This window comes from Rhodococcus sp. Leaf278 (assembly GCF_001426085.1).
Taxonomy (GTDB): domain Bacteria; phylum Actinomycetota; class Actinomycetes; order Mycobacteriales; family Mycobacteriaceae; genus Rhodococcoides.
This window is the reverse complement of sequence record NZ_LMRR01000015.1, coordinates 48554-59985: the sequence shown is the minus strand read 5'-3', so window position 1 is coordinate 59985 and position 11432 is coordinate 48554. Positions and strand designations below refer to the sequence as shown.

Genomic DNA, 11432 nt, shown 5'->3' with positions numbered 1-11432 from the left:
GACGATCATCGCCGTCGACCGCGACAAAGGAAAACTCGACTGGGCTCTCGACCTCGGTGCCACCCACACCGTCGACGCCTCCGCCGTCGACGCGGTCGAGGCCATTCAGGAGTTGACCGGCGGGTTCGGTGCCGATGTCGTCATCGACGCCGTCGGCCGACCGGAAACGTGGAAGCAGGCCTTCTACGCCCGTGATCTGGCCGGCACCGTGGTCCTCGTCGGGGTGCCGACCCCGGAGATGACCCTCGAGATGCCGCTCATCGATTTCTTCTCCCGCGGCGGATCACTGAAGTCGTCCTGGTACGGCGACTGCCTGCCCGAACGCGACTTCCCGCAGTTGGTGGATCTGTATCAGCAGGGCCGGTTGCCGCTCGAGAAGTTCGTCTCCGAACGCATCGGCATCGACGACGTCGAGGCCGCGTTCGACAAGATGCATCAGGGCACCGTGCTGCGNCGAGAAGTTCGTCTCCGAACGCATCGGCATCGACGACGTCGAGGCCGCGTTCGACAAGATGCATCAGGGCACCGTGCTGCGTTCGGTCGTGGTCCTGTGAGTCTGATCGGCAACGACGCACCACACCTCGAATAATGGATTGCTCGCGCCAGCCGAGCCCGCTGATATACCAAGAAACGATTTCTGTACTCATCGGTAGCGGACACTCGGTGCTGCGCACAGGCTTATCGGCCCTCCGTGCACCGCGGGACGGCGGTCGAACCTCACCGCAAGATCGAGTCCTTGCACGCGCTAAACACCTGTTCAGCTGGTCCAAACTACGGTTTTGTCCGAATCGAGTTACGTCATGTTTCGCGGGGGTGAAAAGTGCCGCCACCTATTGACACGATCTCGTGTCGATGTTCACACTGTTGTTGCGGGAAGTAAGACGTGTTCCGCATAGCGATACAGAAAGGATCCGAATGCTCAAGGTGTGTCCCTTGGCCGACCTTCCGGGCGGCGAAGCTGTGCGCGTCGACACCACCCCTCCCGTCGCGGTGTTCCACACCGAGGACGGTGAGCTGTTCGCGATCGATGACACCTGTACGCATCAGGACGCGTCGCTCGCGGACGGATGGCTGGAAGGGTGCGCGGTCGAATGCCCGCTGCACGCGTCCACCTTCGACCTGCGCACCGGTGCCGTCGACGCGCCCCCTGCGAAACTGCCGGTTCGCACTCACACCGTCGTCGTCGACGACGGCGTGATCTACGTCGAGCTCAGCACCGCTGCCCCCAACCTTCCTCCCGACGTCCGTAGCCGCCTGGCCGCCGAGGGACATTCATGAAGAGCGTCACCATCGTCGGAGCTTCTCTGGCCGGCCTCTGCTCGGCGCGCGCCCTGCGGGCGGCCGGGTTCGACGGCTCGGTCACCGTCGTCGGTGCGGAGAGCCACCGCCCGTACGACCGTCCTCCCCTGTCGAAGGAGTACCTCGCCGGCGACGTGGACGCGAGCACGCTCGCACTCGAGCCCGACGACGAGAACCTCGACGCCACCTGGATTCTGGGACGTAGCGCCACCGCGCTCGATCCATCGCGTCGCACCGTCACCCTCGACGACGGTTCCGAGCTGACCTCCGACGGCGTCGTCCTCGCTACCGGCTCGCGCGCGCGATCACTTCCCGGCACCGATCACCTCGCCGGTGTGCACGTGTTGCGTACGATCGACGACGCCGACCGGCTGCGCGCAGAACTCACGCCGGGCGCGCGTCTGGTCGTCATCGGAGCCGGCTTCATCGGAGCCGAAGTAGCCTCCACTGCAAGGAAACTGGGACTCGACGTCACCGTCGTCGAAGCCGCCCCGTCACCGCTCGCCGGGCCGCTCGGCGCACGACTCGGTAGCGCGGTGGGCAACCTGCACCGCGACAACGGCACCACCTTGATCTGCGGAATCGCCGTCGACGGCCTGACCGGAACCGACCGAGTGACAGGCGTTCGGCTCGCGGACGGCCGAATTCTCGACGCCGACGTCGTGGTCGTCGGTATCGGCGGGATCCCGAACATCGATTGGCTCGGCACCAGCGGACTCGCTCTCGGCAACGGAATCCTGTGTGACGGCGGCGGCGCGACGGCCGTGCCCGGAGTGGTTGCCGTCGGCGACTGCGCTGCATGGCTCGATTCGACCGGTGCCCATCGGCGCGTCGAGCATTGGGCCGGGGCATCCGAACGGCCCACCGTCGCAGTGGCCACCCTGCTTTCGGGTAGTTACGGCGGCCAACACGTCAAGCCTCCGTACTTCTGGTCCGACCAGTACGGGTCACGTATTCAGTTCGCCGGCACCGCCGGACCGGACAGTGAATGCACCATCGAAGAGGGTTCTCCCGAGCTCGGGAGCTTCCTCGCCGTTTACCGAGCCGATGGACTCCCGGTCGGCGTACTCGGTGTCAATCAGGTTCGGTTGTTCACCCGCTGGCGGCGTCAGCTCTCGGCTCCCGTCCGAGCGGTCTGACCACACCCAGGCTGCTGTTCCACCCGTCGTATTCCACTATCCCAGTTGACGTCTCGTCACCGATCCACAAGATCGGCCACGTACGGAGGACCCCTTGACCACCATTCCCGACACCACGCCGCCCGCAACGTCCCTTCCCCTCCCCGAGAGTCTGATCTCCACGCTCCCCGGCCGCTATTACACCGACCCGGCCATCTTCGAGCTGGAGCAGGAGAAGATCTTCGAGGAGCTGTGGATCTGCGCTGTCCGTGCCGCGGATCTGGACAAGCCCGGTGCCTTCCGTACCGTGCAGATCGGCCGCGAAAGCGTCATCGTCACGCGCACCCGAACCGGTGCCATCAAGGCCTACCTGAACGTGTGTGCCCACCGCGGCGCGCGAATCTGCATGGAAGACAAGGGCGAGGTCAAGCGATCGTTCCAGTGTCCGTACCACGCGTGGACGTACGACCTCGACGGAAAGCTCATCGCGGCACCGAATCTCACCAAGATGCCCGACATCGACCGGGTGCGCTACGGCCTGTCGTCGGTATCGGTCGAAGAATGGCTCGGATACGTCTGGGTCAATCTCAGCGAGAATCCGGCGTCGTTCGACACCACCGTGGTGCAGGACATCCGCGACCGACTCGGTGATGTCGAGTCGATCGATCGCTACAAGATCGAGGACCTCGGTCTCGGCAGACGCGTGAGCTACGACGTCAAGGCCAATTGGAAGCTCATCATCGAGAATTTCATGGAGTGCTACCACTGCGCCACCATTCACCCCGAGCTGACCGAGGTTCTACCGGAATTCGCCGACGGCTACGCCGCCCAGTACTACGTCGGCCACGGAGCCGAATTCGGTGAATCAGTGCAAGGATTCACACTCGACGGCACCGCAGGACACGACGCGATTCCCGGCATCTCACCCGATCAGGACCGTCGCTACTACGCCATCACCGTCCGGCCGCAGGTGTTCGTCAACCTCGTCCCGGATCACGTGATCATCCACCGGATGTATCCGCTCGCCGCCGATCACACTCTGGTCGAATGCGATTGGCTGTATCTGCCCGGTGTCCTTGCTTCGGGACGGGATCTGCAGAAATCGGTCGAGCTGTTCCACCGCGTCAACCTGCAGGACTTCGAGGCGTGTGAGCGATGCCAACCTGCCATGAGTTCGCGCAAGTACCGCGACGGCGGAGTGTTGGTGGGCAGCGAACACCACATCGGCATCTTCCACGACTGGCTGAAAGACCGCATCGAGTCCTGACCGAAACTTGCCCCGCTCTCGGTGCCGATAGGATCGGTGACCATGAGTGTCGAGGTCGCGTCGTCCAGCACCCCCGGCTCGTCGGGGGTGCCGGGCGAACCGGGGGCGACCATGGCGGACGTCGCCTACTCGGCAATCCGCGACAAGCTCATCATGCTGGCCATCAAGCCGGGTGAAGCCGTCGTCGAATCGGCGTTGTCCGCCGAGCTGGGCGTCGGACGCACTCCGGTGCGGGAAGCGCTGAAGCGGCTCGAATACGAGCGTCTGGTCATCTCACACGCCCGCCGTGGCACCTTCGCAACCTCTATCGACGTCGCCGACCTGGGCGACATCTCCGAGATTCGTCAGCGCCTCGAACCGTTGGCCGCGTCCAAGGCCGCCACCGCGGCAACGGCGACCCAACGCCAAGTTCTGTTGGGCATGGCCGACCGCACCGAGGGGTTCGAGGCGACACCGCCGAGCCAGCACGACTTGATCAACTGGGACGCCGAGGTACACCGCACCGTATATCGGCTGGCGGCGAACCCGGTTCTCGAAGATGCCTTGATTCGCTACAACAATTTGGCCACACGGATCTTCTGGTTGTTCATGGATCGACTGCCCCCGCTCGCCGATCACGTGGGTACCCACACCGTGCTGCTCCGAGCGATCGCGGCCGGAGATGCCGAGGACGCAGCAGTGATTGCCCGCGCCCATGTGACCGAGTTCGACGACGCGGTTCGCGCCGTCATCTAGGCGTCCGTGCCCGAGGGGCGTCCCACCAGGTAGGTGTCCGGTTCCGTATAGTCCAGAGAGTGTCCAGCGACGATTCGACCCGTGCCTCGGAGGGTGGCGTCCAATCTGTCGACCGCGCTTTTCGGGTGCTCGAGGTCGTGGCCCGGCTCGGGGAAGCCGGCGTCAGCGCCATCGCCACCGAGATCGGTGTGCACAAGTCCACGGTATCGAGGCTGCTCGCGTCGCTCGAAGAACACGACATGGTGATGCAGACGCACAATCGCGGTAAATACCGGCTCAGCCTCGGAGTGCTGCGACTCGCCGCCGCCGTACCCGAACGCCTGGAGATCACCGAGTACGGCCATGCCGTCTGCGAACGCCTGGCCGGCAAGCTCGGTGAGACAGTGAATATCGCTGTGCTGCGGGCCAATACGGCCATCCATCTGGATCAGGCTCGCGGTCCCAGTTCGGTCGGCACTCACAACTGGATCGGGGAACAGACTCCCCTGCACGCCACCGCAAGCGGCAAGGTGTTGCTCGCCGCACTGGACACCGACACCCGTAGGGCGGTCGTCGATTCGCTCGACCTCAGCCGCTACACCGAGCACACCCTCACCACCAAGGCCGGTCTGACGGCCGAACTCGACGCCGCTGCATCTCTCGGGTATGCAGTGGTCGTCGAAGAGTACGAGACCGGACTCAATGCCATCGCAGCTCCGGTTCTCGACTACACCGGCAAAACGACGGCGGCGCTGAGCGTCTCCGGTCCGGTGTATCGCTTCGACGAAACTCGAATGCGAGCCATAGTCCCGGACGTGCTCGCCGCTACCGCCGAGATCAGCGAGAAGATGGGCTACCGCGAGTCCTTCATTCCCTCTGCCTGAGCGACTTCGGCACACTCCACCACGTTCGTCAGCAACATGGCCCGCGTCATCGGACCGACGCCACCTGTTGCACCACTGAGCCGCCCCGCGATCTGCTCGACGCCGGGGTGCACGTCACCGAGAATGCCCTCGACGGTGCGGGTGATTCCCACCGACAGCACCGTTGCCCCAGCACTGATCCAATCCGGTTGCACCAGATGCGCAACACCCGCGGCGGCGATGACAACATCGGCGGCCCGAGTATGCGCAGCGGTGTCCACGGTTGCTTCGTGACACATCGTGACCGTCGCGTGCTCACTGCGACGCGTCAGCATCAACCCGAGCGGACGCCCGACGGTGATGCCGCACCCGATGATGCAGAAGCGTGCGCCGGTGATCGGAACATCATGGTGGCGAAGCAGTTCCAATATCCCGCGCGGCGTACACGGTAACGGCCCGTCCATGCCGAGCACGAGCCGACCCAGATTGGTCGGGTGCAGCCCGTCGGCATCCTTGCGAGGATCGATCAGCTCGATCACCCGGTGGGTATCGATGTGCGGGGGAAGTGGCAACTGGACGATGAAACCGGTGCACTCGGGGTCGTCGTTGAGCGCGCGCACTGCATCTTCGATCTCGTGCTGGCTCGCGGTCGCAGGCAACCGCACCTGGATCGAATGCAGCCCTACTTCGGCGCAGTCGCGATGCTTGGCCGCGACGTAGGAACGGCTACCCGGATCGTCACCCACCAGAATCGTGCCGAGACCGGGTCGGATTCCCTGCTGTAAGAGCAGGTCGACTCGGTGTCGCAGATCGTCCTTGACGATCGCGCTGACGGCCGTTCCGTCGATCTTGAGCGCTGTGGTCATACTGTGGTTCCTCGGTTCGGCCGGCCGCTGCAGAGCTGATATATCAACTGCCGGTCAGGGTACGGCTTGGTTCGCTCATGGGTCAAGAGGCCGCGTGGGAGGGTCGGACCATGGAGCCACTGGAACCGATGCGGCCGGTCGACCGGGCGCGCACGAAGTCGGTGCGCTCAGCCCGGTAGCGTCCAGGACGACCCGCCGAGGGAGGTGACGAACCCCGTCGCCCGTCCGTCTGCCCGCAGTTCCCAGCCCATCCGCTTACGTGAGCGCAGGGTCACCGACGATTCGAGGACGTCGAGATCGGGCGCTCGTTGCTCGAGCCAGTCCTGCAATCGCAGAATGTCCGGCACAGACGACACCCACATGCTGACAAGGAAATTCGCCGGACCGGTGAGCGACATACACAGTCGCAATTCCGGACGCGCACGAAGGATCTCCACAACCTCGTGATGCGCCTGCACCGGCAGGCGACACCACCACGTGACGGTGATCGGCCATCGCGTCGCCTCCTGGGCAACCTCGCAGCGCAGCACCACCGCTCGCGATCGCAACAGCGCCGCCAGCTGACGACGGACGGACGACGCGGGCCGCCCCAGAGCCGACGCGATCTCGGGTGCCGACGCCCGACCGTTTCCGGTCAGCTCACCGACGAGAGAACGCGCTACGGCGTCGGTCAAGCTTTCCGGCCTGGTAGACCCGGGTTTGTCTCCCACACGACCGAGCGCAGCAATGGCGGACAACTGAGTGCTGTCAAGGGAATCGAGCCGCCAGCGACTCCCCTCCACATGCAGCGCGGTACAGGTGTGCGTCTGGGTCGACTGCACAGTGGCGAAACCGGGTAGCTCGTCCAACACCAGGCCCGACAACTCGTCGAGCGTCGACGTCTGCACCGTCAACACCAGATCTCGACCCCGCGCGGCATGCTCGATCGAGACCACCCGAGGGTCTCGAACCAACGCGTCGACGAGGTCGGCCGAATCCGCTCGACCACAGTTCACCTCGATGATCGCGGTGATCGACCCACTTCCGGTCAGCGGCGCGGGATACGCGGTGATCCATGCCAGTCCCCGCTCCGTGATCGACTGCCATCGACGAGCCAGCGTTGCCGCGGTGGTCCCGAGAATGGGCGCGAGATCGGACCACGAGGCTCGAGGTGTTACTTGAAGGGCATGGATGAGCGCAAGCTCGGATTCTGTCAGCACTTCGCGCACATAACACCTGCTTTCTCGTCGCAGATGATCGAATCCGACGAAAATTCTCGCGCGCCGATCAGCCGACTCCACACTATGACCACCGACACAGTCTGACCCGAACAAGACCGCTGACACAAAGGTGCGCAATGAACCTCCTCGACGACGCCAACGCCATGGCAGGCGATCTGGTGCAGCTCAGACGCTCCCTCCACCGCATTCCCGAGGTCGGCCTCGACCTGCCTCGCACGCAGGATATGGTGCTCGACGCCCTGGCCGGGCTTCCACTCGAAATTCACACCGGTAAGGCCACCACCTCGGTGACCGCCGTCCTGCGCGGCACGGGCGTTACCGGAACTGCGGCATCCACCGTGCTGCTCCGCGCAGACATGGATGCATTGCCGGTCGTCGAACAGACCGGCCTCGACTTCGCCGCACAGAACGGCGCGATGCACGGATGCGGTCACGACCTCCACACCGCCGCACTGGTCGGCGCGGCGCAGTTGCTGTCGCGGCATCGGGACCACCTCGCAGGAGACGTCGTGCTGATGTTCCAACCCGGCGAGGAAGGCTGGGACGGTGCCGCCAGGATGATCGACGAGGGCGTGCTCGACGCATCGGGCCGGCGAGCCGACGCCGCCTACGGACTGCACGTCTTTTCCTCGCAACAACGCAACGGAACGTTCTTCTCTCGCCCCGGAACACTGCTCGCCGCGTCCTACAAGCTCTCTGTCACCGTGCGAGGCGAAGGCGGCCACGGGTCGTCGCCCTCCACCGCACGTGACCCAGTAACCGCGATGGCCGAGATGATCACTTCGATGCAGACGATGGTGACCCGGACGTTCGATGTCTTCGACCCCGTGGTGGTCACGGTCGCACGCGTGCGGGCTGGTATGCGGCACAACATCATTCCCGACGATGCAACGTTCGAGGCCACGGTGCGGTGCTACTCGGCGCGCACCTACGACGCAGTGCCCACGGCGCTGCGGCGCGTTCTGGAAGGTGTCGCAGCCGCTCATCGCGTCGGTGTCGACATCGAGGTGACGGCCGAATTCCCGATGACCGTCAACGACATCGACGAGACGGGTTTCGGAGCGGCGACCGTCGCGAATCTACTCGGCGAGGACCGCTACGAGACTGCGGCACATCCCCTTTCGGGCTCGGAGGACTTCTCGTACGTGTTGCAGGAAGTGCCCGGGGCTTTCATCGGGCTCGGCGCGTGTATGCCTCACAACGATCCCGCAGCCGCTCCCATGAACCATTCCCCGCGAGCCGAATTCGACGACTCCGTGCTCGCCGACGCCGCGACCGTCTATGCCGGCCTGGCCATCGCTCGACTCGACCACACCCCTTCACCCGAAAGAGATGCCCGATGACCGACAGCACAACCACCTCGTTCACGTCCGATCCAACCCGACGACGCGAACGTCGGGAGAAGTTCAAAGCCATTGTGGGAGTCGGTGCCGGCAACGGTATCGAGTACTTCGACTGGACCGTGTACGCGATCTTTGCGGCCTTCTTCGCACCGCAGTTCTTTCACACCGGCTCCGCCGTGTCGGATCTGTTGGCATCCTTCGGCGTCTTTGCCGTCGGCTTCGTCGCGCGCCCCTTCGGCGGTCTGCTCTTCGGTTGGTTGTCCGATCGACGCGGCCGCAAACTGTCGATGACACTGGCTGTGGCATTGGCGTCCGTGGGTAGCCTCGTCATCGGCCTGACTCCGACACACCAGACGATCGGCGCTGCTGCTGCCGTCGTTCTGGTGGTGGCGCGGTTGGTACAAGGAGTGGCCCACGGCGGCGAGCTTCCCTCGGCTCAGACGTACATCATCGAATACGCACCTCCCTCCAGGCGAGGTCTGTGGTCGAGCGTGATCTACGTATCCAACACGTCCGGAGTCGTGGCGGGAACATTGATGGGGGCTTTGCTGACGACCACATTGAGCAGCGCGCAGATGACGAATTGGGGCTGGCGCCTGCCGTTCCTGCTGGGCGGAGTGCTCGGTTTGTTCGTCCTGTGGATGCGCTCGCGGATGGCCGAAACCGAGGTGTTCGAGAAGTCCGGCGACCCACAGGCCGAGGTTTCGATGCGCGAGCAGTTTTCGACCCATCGCCGGCAGATCCTGCAGGTGCTGTTCTTCAGTGTCGGCGGCACGGTCTTCTATTACGTCTGGGCCGTATCGGCACCGGCCTATGCGATTGCTGTCCGCGGAATCGATCCGTCGGGCGCTTTATGGGCAGGTGTGGGGGCCAACATCGTGTTGGTCGCGTCTCTACCCGTGTGGGGTGCGATCTCGGACCGAATCGGGCGAAAGCCGGTGCTCTACATCGGAACTATCGGTATCGCGGTGTTGTTGTTCCCGCTGGAAGCACTCGTCGGCTCGACCGCAGTGTCATTGTTCCTCGCCATGTCCATCGCCCTGTGCGCCATCGGAGCGATCCTCGCCGTTATGCCCGCAATGATGGCCGAGTTGTTTCCCACGGGTATGCGAGCAGCCGGCGTGGGTGTGCCGTACTCGATTGCCGTCGCAGCCTTCGGTGGGACCGCCGCATACGTGCAGACGTTCTTCGCCGATCGTGGTTCGCCGGAGCTGTTCCAGTGGTACACACTCGCGTTGCTGGCCGTGTCCATCACCGCCCTGATCACCATCCCCGAGACGGGAAAGCGGGACCTGACTGCGACCGAACCGACAGCGGCCACCGGTCAGCCGCCTAGTTCGACGTAGAGGCCGTGCTCGGACGCAGTATGAATCGGATAGCGATTGTCGTGCTGCGTCGGGTCGACGCGAGCGTTCGGGTACTTTCGCAGGAATTCGGTGACGAGCACGGCGATCATCGACAACGCGAAGGACTTCCCCGGGCACGATCTCGGCCCCTTGCCGAAAGGCATCACCTGTGCTGAATCCATCACCGCCCCATGCACGTTCAGTAGTCGTGCAGGGTCGAACATCAAGCCGCTGAGGGCATGAACGGCATGAATATTCGGCATTATCAACGTATTTCGATGTAGCCGTACCACGCGGTCACCGACCTTCAGATCGAAATCCTCGGTGACTCGGCCGTTGAACACCGATCCTGGGGTGTCCACCCGCAACGCTTCCATCACACACGCACGCACGACCGCCGACGCGCCCGCGAGTTCCGGGGAAATCGAACTGATCCGATTCTTCCAGGTCGAATTTGCTGGAGCCAAAACATGTTTCAGGGTCGCTAGCACCGCGGTCCGGGTGGTGTCCACGGCGGCCACGAACGAGGTGGCGGCATCGTCGCGGATGACGCCGGCAGAGAACCCGGAAACACTGTGCAGCCGCGCCAGGTGACCCGCGACGGTCGAATTCTTTGATTCAGAGGACATCTGCAGCATGTGATGCTGCAGCGCACGCGTATTCGCACGCATCAGGCGTTGCTCTCGCGTCAACGGCAGGTGTTGCAGCCTCGGCTCGACCCTCATCGCGTAGGTGTTCGCGAACTTCCGCAACCGCAGAAAGTTCTCGTACAGCGCCTCGGCGAACGGGAGGCTGCACTCGCGTCCCTCCCGGTCGAGGTACCGGACCGGCGCGAACGCCGCCTCGCCCCACACGGCCTCGGCCACTGCCTCGCGGACACAGACCGTCACGACCGGACGCAAGTCGAGACCGCTCTCTCCGAAGTCGACCGTTGAATGGCGATCCAGCGCACGCACGGTGACGCCGAGCGCGTTGCCCGAACCGGTCGCCACGACCAGGTTTCTCTTGCGTTCCTTGAAGTCTGCTCGCGTCGACGACGCGAACGTGATGGCCTCCGGACTCAGCTGTCCGAACGAATGGCGTGCGGCAGTGTCTCGATCGATGTGAACGCCCACGACCTTGGGGTTGACTATCGCATCGATTGCCCGACGGGAGACCGCATACAATTGCACGCGACTGCCCCGCCACGTGCCGATGAAATCCGAGGTGCCGTCGCCGATGAAAAGATGATCACGGGTCAATTTGTGTTCGATGGCACCGGAGACCCTGAACTCGGCCGATAGTGGCAGCACCCCACCCTCGAAGTCGATCCCCTGCCGAAGGTAACTGGAGCGCTGCGCGAACACCGAGCTCACGTCATCACGGCTCCTCGACAATCACTCCGGCCGCCACTCGG

The 11432-nt window shown here is 64.1% G+C and carries 10 protein-coding genes and 1 pseudogene; 8 read left to right on the top strand and 3 right to left on the bottom strand.

Features of this window, described 5'->3' with window-relative positions; genetic code table 11:
• From ASG84_RS15840 to ASG84_RS15815, 6 genes and pseudogenes are all read left to right on the top strand, one after another.
• Window positions 1–453, top strand: a pseudogene (locus ASG84_RS15840) (zinc-binding dehydrogenase); the annotation flags it as partial.
• Window positions 454–915: 462 nt separating this feature from the next.
• Window positions 916–1278, top strand: coding sequence for a bifunctional 3-phenylpropionate/cinnamic acid dioxygenase ferredoxin subunit (locus ASG84_RS15835; protein ID WP_057477997.1), 363 nt, complete (start codon window positions 916–918; stop codon window positions 1276–1278).
• Window positions 1275–2438, top strand: coding sequence for an NAD(P)/FAD-dependent oxidoreductase (locus tag ASG84_RS15830; protein ID WP_200936601.1), 1164 nt, complete (start codon window positions 1275–1277; stop codon window positions 2436–2438). The genes ASG84_RS15835 and ASG84_RS15830 overlap by 4 nt, the downstream gene beginning before the upstream one ends.
• 94 nt (window positions 2439–2532) lie before the next feature.
• Window positions 2533–3684, top strand: coding sequence for an aromatic ring-hydroxylating oxygenase subunit alpha (locus ASG84_RS15825; protein WP_200936600.1), 1152 nt, complete (start codon window positions 2533–2535; stop codon window positions 3682–3684).
• A gap of 42 nt (window positions 3685–3726) precedes the next feature.
• A complete protein-coding gene (locus ASG84_RS15820) occupies window positions 3727–4419 on the top strand; it encodes a GntR family transcriptional regulator (protein WP_082521023.1) in 693 nt (230 codons plus the stop codon).
• Between the two features lie 59 nt (window positions 4420–4478).
• Window positions 4479–5282, top strand: a complete 804-nt coding sequence (locus tag ASG84_RS15815) for an IclR family transcriptional regulator (RefSeq protein WP_057477996.1) — start codon at window positions 4479–4481, stop codon at window positions 5280–5282.
• On the opposite strand, the gene ASG84_RS15810 is transcribed toward ASG84_RS15815, so the two are convergent.
• Window positions 5252–6127, bottom strand: coding sequence for a bifunctional methylenetetrahydrofolate dehydrogenase/methenyltetrahydrofolate cyclohydrolase (locus ASG84_RS15810; protein WP_057477995.1), 876 nt, complete (start codon window positions 6125–6127; stop codon window positions 5252–5254). The genes ASG84_RS15815 and ASG84_RS15810 overlap by 31 nt on opposite strands.
• A gap of 167 nt (window positions 6128–6294) precedes the next feature.
• A complete protein-coding gene (locus tag ASG84_RS15805; protein WP_057477994.1) occupies window positions 6295–7335 on the bottom strand; it encodes an Lrp/AsnC family transcriptional regulator in 1041 nt (346 codons plus the stop codon).
• A gap of 128 nt (window positions 7336–7463) precedes the next feature.
• Between ASG84_RS15805 and ASG84_RS15800 the strand changes: the two genes are divergently transcribed.
• Window positions 7464–8690: a M20 metallopeptidase family protein gene (locus ASG84_RS15800; protein ID WP_057477993.1), complete on the top strand. Its 1227-nt coding sequence runs from the start codon at window positions 7464–7466 to the stop codon at window positions 8688–8690.
• On the top strand, window positions 8687–10036 hold the full coding sequence (locus ASG84_RS15795; RefSeq protein WP_057477992.1) for an MFS transporter: 1350 nt from the start codon (window positions 8687–8689) through the stop codon (window positions 10034–10036). The genes ASG84_RS15800 and ASG84_RS15795 overlap by 4 nt, the downstream gene beginning before the upstream one ends.
• Here ASG84_RS15795 and ASG84_RS15790 read toward each other — a convergent pair.
• Entirely contained in the window at window positions 10015–11391 is a 1377-nt protein-coding gene (locus ASG84_RS15790) for a cytochrome P450 (RefSeq protein ID WP_057477991.1), read from the bottom strand. The genes ASG84_RS15795 and ASG84_RS15790 overlap by 22 nt on opposite strands.
• Between the last annotated feature and the right edge of the window lie 41 nt (window positions 11392–11432).

What these genes read in the sequence shown, in the direction of transcription:
- ASG84_RS15835 (WP_057477997.1), top strand. Translation starts at nt 916, where the DNA reads ATGCTCAAGGTGTGTCCCTTGGCCGACCTTCCGGGCGGCGAAGCTGTG.
- ASG84_RS15830 (WP_200936601.1), top strand. Translation starts at nt 1,275, where the DNA reads ATGAAGAGCGTCACCATCGTCGGAGCTTCTCTGGCCGGCCTCTGCTCG.
- ASG84_RS15820 (WP_082521023.1), top strand. Translation starts at nt 3,727, where the DNA reads ATGAGTGTCGAGGTCGCGTCGTCCAGCACCCCCGGCTCGTCGGGGGTG.
- ASG84_RS15810 (WP_057477995.1), bottom strand. Translation starts at nt 6,127, where the DNA reads ATGACCACAGCGCTCAAGATCGACGGAACGGCCGTCAGCGCGATCGTC.
- ASG84_RS15800 (WP_057477993.1), top strand. Translation starts at nt 7,464, where the DNA reads ATGAACCTCCTCGACGACGCCAACGCCATGGCAGGCGATCTGGTGCAG.
- ASG84_RS15795 (WP_057477992.1), top strand. Translation starts at nt 8,687, where the DNA reads ATGACCGACAGCACAACCACCTCGTTCACGTCCGATCCAACCCGACGA.